Annotated in this window: 20 protein-coding genes; 13 read left to right on the top strand and 7 right to left on the bottom strand. The window is 40.0% G+C overall.

Features of this window, described 5'->3' with window-relative positions:
- Positions 1 to 143: 143 nt before the first annotated feature.
- From tkt to V6Z54_RS17585, 3 genes are all read left to right on the top strand, one after another.
- Positions 144 to 2,147: a transketolase gene (tkt, locus tag V6Z54_RS17595; RefSeq protein ID WP_041085134.1), complete on the top strand. Its 2,004-nt coding sequence runs from the start codon at positions 144 to 146 to the stop codon at positions 2,145 to 2,147.
- Between the two features lie 198 nt (positions 2,148 to 2,345).
- Complete coding sequence (gene sirA / locus V6Z54_RS17590; protein ID WP_338527550.1) at positions 2,346 to 2,792, top strand: sporulation inhibitor of replication protein SirA; 447 nt, start codon at positions 2,346 to 2,348, stop codon at positions 2,790 to 2,792.
- Positions 2,793 to 2,876: 84 nt separating this feature from the next.
- Complete coding sequence (locus V6Z54_RS17585; RefSeq protein ID WP_003212379.1) at positions 2,877 to 3,095, top strand: YneF family protein; 219 nt, start codon at positions 2,877 to 2,879, stop codon at positions 3,093 to 3,095.
- Between the two features lie 263 nt (positions 3,096 to 3,358).
- On the opposite strand, the gene V6Z54_RS17580 is transcribed toward V6Z54_RS17585, so the two are convergent.
- Complete coding sequence (locus V6Z54_RS17580; RefSeq protein ID WP_008343814.1) at positions 3,359 to 3,526, bottom strand: aspartyl-phosphate phosphatase Spo0E family protein; 168 nt, start codon at positions 3,524 to 3,526, stop codon at positions 3,359 to 3,361.
- 215 nt (positions 3,527 to 3,741) lie between these two features.
- Between V6Z54_RS17580 and V6Z54_RS17575 the strand changes: the two genes are divergently transcribed.
- Both V6Z54_RS17575 and V6Z54_RS17570 read left to right on the top strand, forming a co-directional pair.
- The gene (locus tag V6Z54_RS17575) at positions 3,742 to 4,449 is read left to right on the top strand and encodes a cytochrome c biogenesis protein CcdA (protein ID WP_073979990.1); all 708 of its coding nucleotides are present in this window, start codon (positions 3,742 to 3,744) and stop codon (positions 4,447 to 4,449) included.
- A gap of 94 nt (positions 4,450 to 4,543) precedes the next feature.
- Positions 4,544 to 5,026: a CcdC protein domain-containing protein gene (locus V6Z54_RS17570; protein ID WP_024425136.1), complete on the top strand. Its 483-nt coding sequence runs from the start codon at positions 4,544 to 4,546 to the stop codon at positions 5,024 to 5,026.
- A gap of 21 nt (positions 5,027 to 5,047) precedes the next feature.
- Here V6Z54_RS17570 and V6Z54_RS17565 read toward each other — a convergent pair whose 3' ends face one another.
- The 4 genes from V6Z54_RS17565 to sspO form a co-directional block, all read right to left on the bottom strand.
- Positions 5,048 to 5,476, bottom strand: a complete 429-nt coding sequence (locus tag V6Z54_RS17565) for a DUF2621 domain-containing protein (protein WP_024427086.1) — start codon at positions 5,474 to 5,476, stop codon at positions 5,048 to 5,050.
- 262 nt (positions 5,477 to 5,738) lie between these two features.
- Positions 5,739 to 6,140 (bottom strand): Hsp20/alpha crystallin family protein, encoded by a 402-nt coding sequence (locus V6Z54_RS17560; RefSeq protein WP_338527549.1) that lies wholly within the window; start codon positions 6,138 to 6,140, stop codon positions 5,739 to 5,741.
- A 102-nt stretch (positions 6,141 to 6,242) separates the two neighbouring features.
- Positions 6,243 to 6,389, bottom strand: a complete 147-nt coding sequence (locus tag V6Z54_RS17555; protein ID WP_003211331.1) for a small acid-soluble spore protein P — start codon at positions 6,387 to 6,389, stop codon at positions 6,243 to 6,245.
- Between the two features lie 16 nt (positions 6,390 to 6,405).
- The gene (gene sspO / locus V6Z54_RS17550; protein WP_039178922.1) at positions 6,406 to 6,552 is read right to left on the bottom strand and encodes a small acid-soluble spore protein O; all 147 of its coding nucleotides are present in this window, start codon (positions 6,550 to 6,552) and stop codon (positions 6,406 to 6,408) included.
- A gap of 220 nt (positions 6,553 to 6,772) precedes the next feature.
- Here sspO and acnA point away from each other — a divergent pair, with 220 nt between their 5' ends.
- The 7 genes from acnA to V6Z54_RS17515 all read left to right on the top strand — a co-directional run bounded on the left by acnA (position 6,773) and on the right by V6Z54_RS17515 (position 11,570).
- On the top strand, positions 6,773 to 9,502 hold the full coding sequence (gene acnA / locus V6Z54_RS17545; RefSeq protein ID WP_039178925.1) for an aconitate hydratase AcnA: 2,730 nt from the start codon (positions 6,773 to 6,775) through the stop codon (positions 9,500 to 9,502).
- A gap of 66 nt (positions 9,503 to 9,568) precedes the next feature.
- Entirely contained in the window at positions 9,569 to 10,072 is a 504-nt protein-coding gene (locus V6Z54_RS17540; protein WP_041085136.1) for a TlpA disulfide reductase family protein, read from the top strand.
- Between the two features lie 75 nt (positions 10,073 to 10,147).
- The gene (locus tag V6Z54_RS17535) at positions 10,148 to 10,273 is read left to right on the top strand and encodes an FbpB family small basic protein (RefSeq protein WP_003211002.1); all 126 of its coding nucleotides are present in this window, start codon (positions 10,148 to 10,150) and stop codon (positions 10,271 to 10,273) included.
- 51 nt (positions 10,274 to 10,324) lie between these two features.
- Positions 10,325 to 10,468, top strand: coding sequence for an acid-soluble spore protein N (locus V6Z54_RS17530; protein WP_008357830.1), 144 nt, complete (start codon positions 10,325 to 10,327; stop codon positions 10,466 to 10,468).
- Positions 10,469 to 10,482: 14 nt separating this feature from the next.
- The gene (tlp, locus tag V6Z54_RS17525; RefSeq protein WP_024427090.1) at positions 10,483 to 10,725 is read left to right on the top strand and encodes a small acid-soluble spore protein Tlp; all 243 of its coding nucleotides are present in this window, start codon (positions 10,483 to 10,485) and stop codon (positions 10,723 to 10,725) included.
- A 107-nt stretch (positions 10,726 to 10,832) separates the two neighbouring features.
- Positions 10,833 to 11,255 (top strand): thioesterase family protein, encoded by a 423-nt coding sequence (locus tag V6Z54_RS17520; protein WP_024425143.1) that lies wholly within the window; start codon positions 10,833 to 10,835, stop codon positions 11,253 to 11,255.
- Between the two features lie 3 nt (positions 11,256 to 11,258).
- A complete protein-coding gene (locus tag V6Z54_RS17515) occupies positions 11,259 to 11,570 on the top strand; it encodes a hypothetical protein (protein WP_039178934.1) in 312 nt (103 codons plus the stop codon).
- A 39-nt stretch (positions 11,571 to 11,609) separates the two neighbouring features.
- Here V6Z54_RS17515 and V6Z54_RS17510 read toward each other — a convergent pair whose 3' ends face one another.
- Together V6Z54_RS17510 and plsY are read right to left on the bottom strand one after the other, a co-directional pair.
- Positions 11,610 to 11,897, bottom strand: a complete 288-nt coding sequence (locus V6Z54_RS17510) for a HesB/YadR/YfhF family protein (protein ID WP_024425145.1) — start codon at positions 11,895 to 11,897, stop codon at positions 11,610 to 11,612.
- A 98-nt stretch (positions 11,898 to 11,995) separates the two neighbouring features.
- Entirely contained in the window at positions 11,996 to 12,577 is a 582-nt protein-coding gene (plsY, locus tag V6Z54_RS17505) for a glycerol-3-phosphate 1-O-acyltransferase PlsY (protein WP_024425146.1), read from the bottom strand.
- 156 nt (positions 12,578 to 12,733) lie between these two features.
- Between plsY and V6Z54_RS17500 the strand changes: the two genes are divergently transcribed.
- Entirely contained in the window at positions 12,734 to 13,147 is a 414-nt protein-coding gene (locus V6Z54_RS17500; RefSeq protein WP_041085137.1) for a CoA-binding protein, read from the top strand.
- The last annotated feature ends 41 nt before the right edge of the window (positions 13,148 to 13,188 follow it).

The raw sequence follows: 13,188 nt of genomic DNA, 5'->3' as shown, positions 1-13,188 counted from the left end.
GTCTTTTTTCATATTTGCATAACTTTTTAGGTGATCGATAAACTAAATGTGACAAAATCCTTCTTTTTCAGCGTGAAATAGTTGTGAAAAAAGGACAGTAGATTTATGATAATGGTGTACACAAGATACGGAAGGGGATTTATATGGAAACGATTGAATTGAAATCTATTGCAACAATACGTACTCTCTCCATAGACGCAATTGAAAAAGCGAATTCCGGTCACCCTGGAATGCCGATGGGTGCTGCACCAATGGCGTACGCTTTATGGACGAATCACTTAAACGTAAGTCCGCAAAATCCAAATTGGTTTAACAGAGACCGCTTTGTTTTATCTGCGGGACATGGTTCTATGCTTCTATACAGCATGCTTCATTTAAGCGGATACAATCTGAGCATCGACGATTTAAAACAATTCCGCCAATGGGGAAGCAAAACACCTGGACATCCTGAATTTGGACACACAGAAGGCGTAGATGCCACAACAGGTCCTTTAGGCCAGGGAATTGCTATGGCAGTAGGAATGGCACTTGCAGAAAGACATCTTGCGGAAACGTATAACAAAGACAACTTTCAGGTTGTAGACCACTATACATACAGCATTTGCGGAGATGGAGACTTAATGGAGGGAATTTCCTCTGAAGCTGCTTCACTTGCTGGTCATTTAGGCTTAGGCCGTTTAATCGTTCTTTACGATTCAAATGACATTTCTTTAGATGGCGACTTAGATCGTTCATTCTCTGAAAATGTGAAGAATCGTTTTGAAGCGATGAACTGGGAAGTTCTTTACGTGAAAGACGGCAACAACATCGAAGAAGTAACAGCTGCTATTGAAAAGGCGAAACAAAGCACAGATAGACCTACATTAATCGAAGTGAAGACAACGATCGGTTTCGGATCGCCAAACCGTGCGGGAACGTCTGGTGTGCATGGTGCACCGCTTGGCAGCGAGGAAGCAAAGCTTACGAAGGATGCTTACTCTTGGACGTTTGAAGAAGATTTCCATGTACCTTCTGAAGTGTACGATCATTTCAAAGAAGCTGTCAAAGACGCTGGACAGAAAAAAGAAGCAGCTTGGAATGAGCTGTTTGCGCAATACGAAAAAGAATATCCAGAGCTGGCAGCACAGCTGAAGCTTGCGATTGAAGGAGAGCTTCCTGAGAATTGGGATCAAGAGGTTCCAGTTTATGAAGCAGGTTCAAGCCTTGCCTCCCGCGCATCTTCAGGTGAAGTGTTAAATGGCATTGCGAAGCAAGTACCTTTCTTTATTGGCGGATCTGCTGACCTTGCTGGATCAAATAAAACAACGATTAAAAACACGGATGATTTCGGAAAAAATAATTATGCCGGCAAAAACATTTGGTTCGGTGTCAGAGAATTTGCAATGGGTGCGGCGCTCAATGGTATGGCACTTCACGGCGGTCTTCGTGTATTCGGCGGAACATTCTTTGTTTTCTCAGATTACTTAAGACCAGCGATTCGTCTTGCTGCCTTAATGGGACTTCCAGTCACTTACGTCTTTACTCATGATAGTATTGCTGTTGGTGAAGATGGTCCAACACATGAACCGGTTGAACAGCTTGCTTCACTGCGTGCGATGCCTAACCTTTCCGTTATTCGCCCAGCAGATGGAAATGAAACAGCTGCAGCGTGGAAACTAGCTGTATCTTCAACGGATAAACCGACTGCACTAGTTCTTACTCGTCAAAACCTTCCAACGATTGACCAGGCACCAGAGAAGGCATATGAGGGAGTAGAAAAGGGTGGATACGTTGTGGTTGAAGCAGCTGATGCACAGCCAGAAGCACTTCTACTCGCTTCAGGATCTGAGGTTGGTTTAGCCATTGAAGCGCAAAAGGCACTTGAAAAAGAGGGCATCCGCGCATCTGTTGTCAGCCTTCCTGCATGGGATCGCTTCGATCAGCAGTCAGACGAATACAAAGAATCCGTTCTTCCTAAAGCAGTACGTGCACGTATTGCAATTGAAATGGGTGCTTCACTTGGCTGGGAGCGTTACACTGGTCTTGATGGTGACGTGATTGCAATTGATAAATTTGGCGCTTCTGCACCAGGTGAAACCATTATCGAGAAATACGGATTTACTGTCAGCAATGTAGTCAGCCGTGTGAAAGCGAAGCTGAATAAATAAACGAACTCCAAGCATCATGCTTTTTTGCTAGCTGTTTGCAGAGCATTTTCATCCGCTCTGCAAACTTTTTTCTTTTTTCTTGTTTTTTTGACAAAACTAGTTTCTTCTTGCTTCATATATAGACAATTCTTTCTTTCACATTTTTGTATAATACAAGCAATAAACGAGATTGACGAAATGTGAAAGGAAGGGATAGACATGGAACGCCATTATTATATTTATTGGATTGAGGATGAATTTGCACATCACTATTTTGGCAGAGAATCGATTTTGTTTCATTTGTTTGAGTCGTTACACTGGACGAATCGCACCGACGATGAGTTAGTTATGCTTGTGAAGCAAGTGGATTATGTGACGAAACGAATCCCTGCTTTTCATATGCACCAGCGTCTCATGAATAACTTAACGAACATTCACTATACACAAATAGGCTCGATTTACAGCGCTTCCTTACCAGATGGAAAAGGAACCGCAGCATTTATTATAAAAGACCGGTATATCCAAATGTCTGCCACTGGCAGTTATGAGGCAGAAGCGGTGTTTTTTGAAGTGCTGAGAAAAATCAGCCCTTGTTTTCTTGCGATGGACTTTAGTTCAAAGAAGCACGGGTGGCTTAATCCATTAAAAGTGAGGAATTTTGTTTAAAAAAATAAAATTGAACGTGAAATGTTGTATAATAGCCTTTTGTTTAGTACACTTTATACGAGACAACATGAAGGAGGAAGAATTATGGATTTATGGGTTGTCATCCTTGTAGGCGTTGTTGCACTGCTTGCAGGAGTTGCACTCGGATTCTTTATTGCTCGTAAGTATATGATGAGCTATTTGAAAAAGAATCCACCGATTAATGAACAAATGCTTCGAATGATGATGATGCAAATGGGCATGAAACCGTCCCAGAAGAAAATCAATCAAATGATGAAAGCCATGAACAACCAAGCGAAATAATACGTACGATATTATGATCATAGATGGAACATGGTTATAAAGGATGGACAAGCTTTGTCCTTTCTTTATTCAATTCACCTTCATCAGACGCTTAAAACCACTGTACTTGCATGAATGAAGCAGGGAAAGTGGTTTTTATTATGGCGTCAAGCAGCATGTGAAAAAACAAAAAACCCCTATCTCAGAGGTTTTTGTTTCGTTTATGGTCACACATATCAACTGTTCTAAAAATGGTGCGGCATGATTGATATCATGAAGTATGATTAGTTGGCTGAGTTTGAGTGTAAGTGTCGTTGATATTGTAAGAGGAGATGATCTAGCTGCTGGCTATGTTCGATGGTCACTGTTGATGTCATCCCATTATGCAAGACAACTTTCATCAGCTCTTCTCTTTTTTCTTCAATTTGAGTTAATAATGATGTTTTTACCAAAGTCATGTTCCTTTCATGCAAATCTTGATAAAAAGAATCGATTCTATTATATCCATTTTAAGGTTTATTTTCAAATTTAAAGGATTCATTTATCTTGATGTCAAATTAAATTATATAAGGTTTTAAGAGAATAGACCATCTTTATTGAGGTGATGTAAAAAAAATGAAATGATTTTGTCATCTCTTATTGTATATTGTAAGAAGGGGGTGTTCTTTTGACAGATTTGAATTATTTTTTAGCATTTGGAGCAGGTTTTCTTTCTTTTATTTCACCGTGCTGTCTGCCGCTTTATCCAGCGTTTTTATCTTATATTACGGGCGTTAGTATAGATGAAGTGAAATCTGAGAAGGTGATGCTGAGAAGAAGAAGTCTGCTTCATACTTTATTCTTTTTAGTTGGGTTCTCTATTATATTTATAGCGATTGGCTTTGGGACATCGTTTGTCGGGAAGTTTTTTGATGATTACCATCAAGCGATTCGTCAAATTGGAGCCATCCTCATTATTTTCTTTGGTTTTATGACTCTTGGCATTTTCAAGCCTTCTTTCCTCATGGGCGAAAAGAGAATACAGTTCAAAAATCGTCCTGCTGGTTTTCTCGGATCCATTCTTATCGGAATGGGCTTTGCCGCTGGATGGACACCTTGTACAGGACCTATTTTATCCGCTGTCATCGCACTAGCCAGTAACAATCCTGGGTCGGCAGTGCCCTATATGATTGCGTATGTCTTTGGATTTGCCGTCCCGTTTTTTATTCTTTCCTTTTTCATTACGAAAATGGCTTGGATCAGAAAGCGTCAGCAGCACATTATGCGAATTGGCGGAATCATTATGATTGTGGTAGGGATGTTGCTGTTCTTTGATCTTCTGACATGGATTATCATCATGTTTTCATCATTGTTTGGCGGCTTTACAGGCTTTTGAAATCGGTTTCTACAGTCGCGGCGAATGGTTTTTTTTCGTCAATTGGAGTATATTATACATAGGCTGACCTTAAAGAATAAAGGAATGATTTGATATGATGATCTTAATCTCTTCTATAATTGCGGTATGTATGGCGGTAGCCGTCATGTTTATTCGCATTAAGTCATCTGCAAAACCTGCAACGGCGAAAAAAATTATTTTACCTCCTATTTTCATGAGCACTGGCGCACTGATGTTTTTTGTTCCTATGTTTCGGGTAACTGGAGCTGAATTTCTAGAAGCGATCACAGTGGGGATGTTTTTCTCCATATTTTTAATCAAAACATCGAAGTTTGAAATCAGGGGCAATGACATCTACTTAAAACGGTCAAAAGCATTCGTGTTCATTCTCATTGGACTTCTTGTCCTTCGTATCGGGATGAAGACCATCCTAAGTTCTTCTATTGATTATGGTTCATTAAGTGGGATGTTTTGGATTCTTGCCTTTGGCATGATCGTGCCTTGGCGGGTTGCCATGTATTTGTCGTTTAGAAAGCTGTCTAAACAATTAGATCCGCAGCAGATTCAAATGAATTAAACCTCCTTTTAATAAAGGAGGTTATTTTAATAACGATTCATATGGCGAGTGATCAATGTTTTTTTCTTGAAGGCGCTTCAATAAAAACTTATGATCCCGCTTTGGTGTAGCCATAATGTAGCCGCGAATGATTAAGTCTAAATTAATGCTGGCAGCCTGTTCTTTTAATGCCAACTCACCAATTTTACCTGCAATTTTTTCTTTGGCAACATCTCTAAACAGCTCTGGAACAGGTAATACGAGTTCATTTAACAGCTGTTTGTCCTCATCCCGCCATAGGTGAAGGCTCTTTTGAATATATTCATCCTGCCAATCAAGCTCTGATTTCCCATCTTCCTTTGGCAATCGTTTTAAAAATTTGCGAAACATAAAAAAGCCACCGATTGCGAGTAATCCGATCATCACTGTACCCCAAAATAAAATGAACCACAAAAACCAGCCGCTTAACATGTTCTCACTCCTTATACCCCTTATCTCTCTATTTTATATTACATGAAGAGAGGATAGAAGAAAATAACAAAAATGTATGTCTATTATCTCTATAAACGCCCTTTTTCATTGATAGCCGCCCATTTACTAGAATGACCCAATCCGATTAGTAGAAAAAGAATACATTATTGTATAGCGACTCTACTATTTGGCCATGGTGGTTCGCAAAAGGTATTGACTTGAAACGAACGGGAAGAGAGCCCACCTATATGAAGGTGGGCTCTTAATGTTTGAAGTGCGGGATTTGAAAGGAAAATGCACCGCTTGGATGGTCGGAACATTTTTTAATTTTTATCGATATGATTTGGTTTTCATAATCTGTTGCAATGTCTTTGTCGTTTAAATAAAAAGGGAGTATCACGCTTTTTTCAACTGGCTGTTCGCCTTCACCTTTTGGCTTTTGTACTGTGTAAGTCAACGTCAGCTCATGTCCAGCGAAGGTCAGCTTTACATCAGTGATCGATAAAGTGGAGACATCGATTTCGATAATATAATCACGGCTTGTTTCATAAAGATCAATTGGGAGGTGTTCATCATACCAGGCAAATGGATCATCCATTAAAACATTGAGCCAATCATCTATTTCAAGAAAATCAGAGGAATTCGATTGCTTTTCATTCTCCATAAACACTCCTCCATCACATCTCATAATAAATCATATGATGAAAATGGAAATGTGTGAAAGACCTAAAACATCCCGTGTGGTCACGGGATGAGAGGGGAATGATTACATATCATGATGAGAATTGTGCTTTTGTCTTGTATGGTTGCGGTTTTTCACTTTTTTACTGCCTGATAACGGCTCAGGCTGACCGCCTTGATGCTCCTTAGGAGAGTTTTGACGGATGTCTTTCCCTGTGTTTTTATTCGTCATGATGTTTGGCTCCTTTTTATTGATTCTTTTTGCGTTTTTTATTGTTTTGTCTTTGTTCTTCTGTTAAAACGAGTTGATCATCTTCCGTATAGCCTGCGCCATTACCTTGGCTTTTGGCTGCGTTCATGCCGTCAATGACATGATTTGCTTTGCGTTTTGTCATGTTCTTTCACCTCATTTATAGTATGAACCCGATGCGCTTCGTTTATGAAGAGTAATCATTTCCTAATGATAAGTTAAACTTATTGAATTTAATAAAAGCATTGTTATTTACTTATGTATGAATTTGTTTTAAGATGAAATTGTGAGAAAATTGTGGTGAAATACGACGATTTTTCTGAGAATTGAAATTGATCTTGATCATCAAAAGGGGGATTTTGGACATGTCGAAACAGCAGCAAGTCGCTAAACAAGACGCTTTTCAATCTAGAAAAACGTTTTCGACAAATGGGAAAACGTATCACTATTATTCGTTAGAAGCACTAGAGAAACAAGGAATCGGAAATGTTTCTAAGCTGCCTTATTCCATTAAGGTACTTTTAGAATCAGTGCTTCGCCAAGTAGACGGTAGAGTGATCAAGAAGGAACACGTTGAAAACTTGGCAAAATGGGGAACTGCCGAGGTAAAAGAAATTGATGTTCCATTTAAACCTTCTCGTGTTATTTTACAAGACTTCACCGGTGTACCAGCCGTCGTTGACCTTGCTTCTTTAAGAAAAGCAATGGCAGATGTAGGCGGGGATCCGGATAAAATCAACCCTGAAATTCCAGTTGACCTTGTTATTGACCACTCAGTACAGGTTGATAAAGCTGGAACTGAAGATGCATTAAACATTAACATGGATTTAGAATTTGAACGTAACGCAGAGCGTTATAATTTCCTTAGCTGGGCAAAGAAAGCGTTTAACAACTACCAAGCTGTTCCGCCCGCAACAGGAATTGTTCACCAAGTGAACTTAGAGTATCTTGCAAGTGTTGTTCATGCGATTGAAGAAGATGGCGAGATTATCACTTACCCAGATACATTAGTTGGAACTGACTCTCATACAACGATGATTAACGGTATCGGTGTACTTGGATGGGGCGTTGGCGGTATCGAAGCGGAAGCTGGTATGCTTGGTCAGCCTTCATACTTCCCAGTACCAGAAGTTATTGGTGCTAAATTAGTTGGAGAGCTTCCAAACGGAACGACTGCAACTGACCTTGCATTAAAAGTCACACAAGTCCTTCGTGAAAAAGGCGTAGTGAACAAGTTCGTTGAGTTCTTCGGACCTGGTGTTGCTCAATTGCCATTAGCAGATCGTGCAACAATTGCGAACATGGCGCCAGAATACGGTGCTACTTGTGGATTCTTCCCAGTAGATGAAGAAGCGCTTGCTTACCTTCGCCTTACTGGACGTGATGAAGAGCAAATTAATATCGTTGAAGAATATTCTCGTGCAAATGGCTTATTCTATACGCCAGATGCAGAAGAACCAATTTTTACTGATGTTGTGGAAATTGATCTTTCTAAAATTGAGTCAAACTTATCTGGTCCTAAACGTCCACAAGATTTGATTCCACTTTCTCAAATGAAAGAGACGTTCCATAAACACATCGAAAGCCCAGCTGGTAACCAAGGGTTTGGCTTAGATAAATCAGAGCTTGATAAACAAATCGAATTTGATCTTGCAAACGGTGAAAAAGCCGTGATGAAGACAGGTGCGATTGCGATTGCAGCGATTACGAGCTGTACGAATACATCGAACCCATACGTGTTAATCGGAGCAGGTCTTGTTGCGAAGAAAGCTAGTGAGCTCGGTATGAAAGTGCCAAACTACGTGAAAACGTCACTAGCGCCAGGTTCTAAAGTTGTAACAGGATACCTTGTGAATTCAGGACTTCTTCCATATTTAAGAGACCTCGGATTTAACATTGTAGGTTATGGCTGTACAACTTGTATCGGAAACTCAGGACCGCTTGAGAAAGAAATTGAAGATGCTGTCTCTGAAAATGATCTGCTGATCACTTCTGTTTTATCAGGTAACCGTAACTTTGAAGGTCGTATCCATCCACTTGTGAAAGGGAACTACCTTGCATCTCCACCATTAGTTGTGGCTTATGCACTTGCTGGTACGGTAAATATTGATTTAACAAAAGATCCTATCGGTGTCGATAAAAATGGCGAGAACGTTTATTTCAATGACATTTGGCCATCAATGGACGAAATCAACAGCGTTGTTAAAAGCACTGTCACACCTGAGCTATTCCGTTCAGAGTATGAAACTGTTTTTGACAACAATGACCGCTGGAATGAAATTAAAACGACGGATGATGCATTGTACAAATGGGATGAAAATTCCACATACATTGATAACCCGCCATTCTTTGAAAACCTATCAGTTGAACCTGGTAAAGTTGAACCGCTTAAAGGCTTGCGCGTAGTTGCGAAGTTCGGTGACTCTGTCACAACTGACCATATTTCTCCTGCTGGAGCGATTGGTAAGGACACACCTGCGGGCAAATACTTGCAAGAAAGAGGCGTGTCGCCTAGAGACTTTAACTCATATGGATCTCGCCGTGGTAACCACCATGTCATGATGAGAGGTACTTTTGCAAACATCCGTATTAAGAACCAAATTGCACCAGGAACAGAAGGCGGTTATACAACTTACTGGCCAACTGGTGAAGTGACATCCATTTATGATGCATGCATGCGCTATAAAGAAGATGGAACAGGTCTTGCGATCTTAGCAGGTAAAGATTACGGAATGGGTTCTTCACGTGACTGGGCTGCAAAAGGAACAAACCTTCTTGGAATTAAATTTGTTCTAGCTGAAAGCTTTGAGCGTATCCACAGAAGTAACCTTGTCTTCATGGGCGTACTTCCTTTGCAGTTTAAAGACGGAGAAAGTGCAGAAACTCATGGTCTAACAGGAACAGAAACATTTGAAGTTCATGTTGACGAAACAGTTCGTCCGCGTGATCTCGTCACTGTGAAAGCAATTGACACAGATGGCAACGAGAAAACATTTGAAGTGGTCGTTCGCTTTGACAGTGAAGTTGAAATTGACTACTATCGTCATGGCGGTATCCTTCAAATGGTACTTCGCGAAAAATTGGCAAGCAACTAATACAGCAAAGAAGAGAAGGCGATTCAACAGCTTTCTCTTCTTTTTTAAAATAGTGGAGGATCAATCATGTGGAAAAAAGGAATGGCAAGCGCTGTTTTACTTGTGTTGATTGGTTTACTTGCATGGAATTTATTTGGGCCAAAAGAGCCCGCAATCGGTCTTGAAAAAGGAGATCAAGCCCCTGATTTCGAACTAAAAACCCTTGACGGCAAAACCGCCTCGTTATCTGATTACCGAGGGAAAAAGGTGCTCGTCAATTTCTGGGCGACATGGTGTAAGCCGTGCAGGACAGAAATGCCGGATCTAGACGCAATCAGGAGCGAAAATGACGAAGTTGAAGTACTAGCGGTGAATTTGACGACCACTGAAAAGAGTGTGGATCATGTGGCAGCATTCACAAAAGAATTAAAGCTGAGCTTTCCTGTTTTATTGGACCAAAAAGGCATTCAAGCAAGATATCAGGTGCTTTCATACCCAACGACCTACATATTAGATGAAAAAGGACGCATCATGTCTGTGAAGCATCAAATGCTGACTAAAAAAGAAATTGAAAAAGAGCTGGATCTATAATTGATTCAGCTCTTTTTGCTTATTTTCCAAATGTTTTGGCGAAAATGTAATCATACATATATGGAGGTGAGTGGAATGAGAAGAAGAAAACGACGCACATTTGAAGAGCTTGTGCTTGAAAATAAAAAAGAATTATTAAGCAATGAGGAATTTTTAAACCAGCTCGAAGAAAAGTTGGAAGAACGATTTAGACAAAAATAAGTCATGAATTATCCGTTTTCGTTCATCCTAAAGAAGAGGGAGGGATGAATAATGGGTAGAGAGCATGATAAACAAGCGCAGTTTACACCAGACCATTTAGGGACAAAACCTGTAGCATACAAACGGAATAAAGGTAAAAAGATGCATAATAAATCAAATGAACAGCCTGATGTGATACAGACGAAGGGCGAATAAGGAGGGGAATCATCATGAATAACGAGTCATATCAATCCAATCCAGATGATCGTTCTGATAATGTTGAAAAGCTGCAAGATATGATCGAGAACACACTTGACAATATCGATGAATCTGAAGCAGCGATGTCCGTTTCGACAGAGACAGAAAAGCAAATGATCAAACAAAAAAACGAAAACCGCAAAATGAGTATTGACGCGATGCGTTCTGAGATCAAGGACGAAGAAGCAGCAAGAAAGAATGGCTATACCGAATAAACCAGGGATTCCTGGTTTATTTTATTGCCTCTTTTTAGAAGAACCATTTGGAATGTGGTAAAATGGCAGAGACAGACCTTAGGTTTTGATAGGAGAGCGATGAAAACGTGTATGTATCCAAAAAAGAAATAGAAGTCCGTTATGCAGAAACAGATCAAATGGGCATCGTATATCATGCCAATTATTTAATCTGGATGGAAGTCGGCAGAACAGCATTGATTAAAGAATTAGGGTTTTCCTATGCGCAGCTAGAAGCAGACGGTGCTCTTGCACCTGTTATAGACTTGCAGGTTCAATATAAAAAACCATTGCTGTATGGTGAAACAGCAACCGTTCATACATGGATTGAAGAATATAATGGTGTCAAAACGGTGTATGGCTATGAAATTCAAAAACCTGATGGACAAACAGCGATTACAGGGACAACCTCGCATATTTGTGTAGATAAAGACACCTTTAGACCTATTCAATTTAGAAAAGCTTTTCCTGCTTGGCATAAAGTATATGAACAGTCGAAGAAGCAGGTTTAATTTATGGCTTTTGGTATTAAACGAAGCGATTTAAACGCTTGGAAAACAGCTGTCCAGGAAGGAAAAGTTGCTTTTTTAACACACTACTGGCTCGATGACCGTTTTCCAAATGCCAATACCGTCACAAAAGCAGCCTGTCAGGATATGAAGCGGTTAGTTGAGTGGGGAGAAAGACATGGACTAAAAAAAGAATGGATTCATGACCGGGAAGGGTTTCCTCATTTTGACTTGATCGGTGAGCCGCAAAAAAGAATTCTGCAAAAGGAACGGTCTTTAGGAAACATTCAAGAGTATGGGCTGTATATTGAGGTTTAAAACAAAAAAGATACCCGAGGGATGAGGTATCTTTTTTGTTTATTCATAATGAAATTCTGGTTCTTTCACGGACTCGTTATAATCAATATGCAGATCATGGTTGTCAAAGTACCAAATATCACTTTCCTCAATAAAGAAAGTAATACCTTCTATTTCAGCAGTTGCGCCGGCATTTTGAGGTTCATCTTTTGCGACGCCGAGAGAAAAGCCTTTTTGAACATTACTGCACCCGCCATATCTCACAAAAAAGCGAACTTGATCACCTTTTTCTAAATCTAATTCATCCTTGTACCAATTGAGTGCATCTTCTTTTATTGTTAATTTCAATGTGATCGCCCCTTTTTGAAGTCATGCTGTTTTTTAAAATGCAGGATGCAAAAATAGCTTTTCTTTACTTTTACCACATATTTAAATGAATGAAACGGCTAGAGCCATTTGATTTTAGGTTCAGTTTTGTTGAGAATTCGTTTGAGGTTGGCGATGTGTCTGTAAATCACAAAGCCAGCAAGAACGGCAACAACAATGATTAAGAATAGGTCTTTGGTGAATATGCTGTAAATGAATGTATAGATACCGGTCAGCATAGATGATAGTGAAACATATTTACTAATGTATAAAAATAAGAAAAAAGCAGCGATCATCGTGATAAATAGGAATGGGGCATAAAATAGCAGCACACCGCCTGATGTAGCGACTGCCTTTCCCCCTTTAAATTTTGCAAAGACAGGAAAGCTGTGACCGATAACAGCAGCAACTCCTGCTAATAAGGGATGGATGTCCAGCTGCATGAAAAAAGGTAAAGCTGAAGCAAGCGTCCCTTTTAGGATATCAGCAGTAATCACAATAGATCCTGCTTTTACGCCAAGTGTACGAAATGCATTCGTCGCACCTAGGTTTCCGCTGCCGTGTTCACGAATATCGATTCCCTTTGCAGCTTTCCCGACAATGAGACCGGATGGAATACTGCCGAGAAGATAAGCCAAAATAAACATCAAAGCAATTAACATCTGCATAACTCCTTTATATTCTCCCTCTTGTCTTACATTTTAACATGATCTTGTGAAAAACATGGGGAACTTTTTTTGAAAAAATAAGAAAGCAGATGGATTCAGCTTTGTTTTTAAGCATAAATTCGCTAAAATAGAGGAAAAGGGAGTGTCTGGATGAACAATCCTACGAAAGAAGAAATTGGCCGTATATTAAAGAGCAGTAAACGAATTGCTGTTGTTGGATTATCAGATCAACCGCACCGGACGTCTTATATGGTGTCTAAAGCGATGCAGGATGCCGGTTATGAAATCATCCCAGTGAATCCAACAATCGATGAAGCACTCGGTGTGAAAGCAGTCGCTTCTTTAAAAGACATAAAAGAGCCTGTTGATATCGTCAATGTCTTTAGACGTTCAGAGTTTTTGCCAGAGGTGGCAGAAGAGTTTCTCCAAATAGACGCACCTGTTTTTTGGGCGCAGCAAGGCATATATCACGATGAAGCGAAAAGGCTGATTGAGGAAAATGGCAAGGTCGCCATCATGGATTTATGTATCAAGGTGGCTCATGCGATGACAAAAACTCATTAATTCGTCAAAAATCCTTGGTTTTTCAAGGATTTTTGCTTTTT

Origin of the sequence: Bacillus sp. MAG717A (genome assembly GCF_036884855.1) — a bacterium.
Lineage (GTDB): Bacteria > Bacillota > Bacilli > Bacillales > Bacillaceae > Bacillus > Bacillus safensis.
Note: the sequence above shows the minus strand (reverse complement) of the source record. Positions and strands in the feature narration are given on the sequence as shown.

Bases quoted from the DNA above. Each gene is read 5' to 3' on its own strand.
- tkt (WP_041085134.1), top strand. From the start codon at position 144: ATGGAAACGATTGAATTGAAATCTATTGCAACAATACGTACTCTCTCC.
- sirA (WP_338527550.1), top strand. From the start codon at position 2,346: ATGGAACGCCATTATTATATTTATTGGATTGAGGATGAATTTGCACAT.
- V6Z54_RS17585 (WP_003212379.1), top strand. From the start codon at position 2,877: ATGGATTTATGGGTTGTCATCCTTGTAGGCGTTGTTGCACTGCTTGCA.
- V6Z54_RS17570 (WP_024425136.1), top strand. From the start codon at position 4,544: ATGATGATCTTAATCTCTTCTATAATTGCGGTATGTATGGCGGTAGCC.
- V6Z54_RS17565 (WP_024427086.1), bottom strand. From the start codon at position 5,476: ATGTTAAGCGGCTGGTTTTTGTGGTTCATTTTATTTTGGGGTACAGTG.
- V6Z54_RS17560 (WP_338527549.1), bottom strand. From the start codon at position 6,140: ATGGAGAATGAAAAGCAATCGAATTCCTCTGATTTTCTTGAAATAGAT.
- V6Z54_RS17555 (WP_003211331.1), bottom strand. From the start codon at position 6,389: ATGACGAATAAAAACACAGGGAAAGACATCCGTCAAAACTCTCCTAAG.
- sspO (WP_039178922.1), bottom strand. From the start codon at position 6,552: ATGACAAAACGCAAAGCAAATCATGTCATTGACGGCATGAACGCAGCC.
- acnA (WP_039178925.1), top strand. From the start codon at position 6,773: ATGTCGAAACAGCAGCAAGTCGCTAAACAAGACGCTTTTCAATCTAGA.
- V6Z54_RS17540 (WP_041085136.1), top strand. From the start codon at position 9,569: ATGTGGAAAAAAGGAATGGCAAGCGCTGTTTTACTTGTGTTGATTGGT.
- V6Z54_RS17535 (WP_003211002.1), top strand. From the start codon at position 10,148: ATGAGAAGAAGAAAACGACGCACATTTGAAGAGCTTGTGCTTGAAAAT.
- V6Z54_RS17530 (WP_008357830.1), top strand. From the start codon at position 10,325: ATGGGTAGAGAGCATGATAAACAAGCGCAGTTTACACCAGACCATTTA.
- tlp (WP_024427090.1), top strand. From the start codon at position 10,483: ATGAATAACGAGTCATATCAATCCAATCCAGATGATCGTTCTGATAAT.
- V6Z54_RS17515 (WP_039178934.1), top strand. From the start codon at position 11,259: ATGGCTTTTGGTATTAAACGAAGCGATTTAAACGCTTGGAAAACAGCT.
- plsY (WP_024425146.1), bottom strand. From the start codon at position 12,577: ATGTTAATTGCTTTGATGTTTATTTTGGCTTATCTTCTCGGCAGTATT.
- V6Z54_RS17500 (WP_041085137.1), top strand. From the start codon at position 12,734: ATGAACAATCCTACGAAAGAAGAAATTGGCCGTATATTAAAGAGCAGT.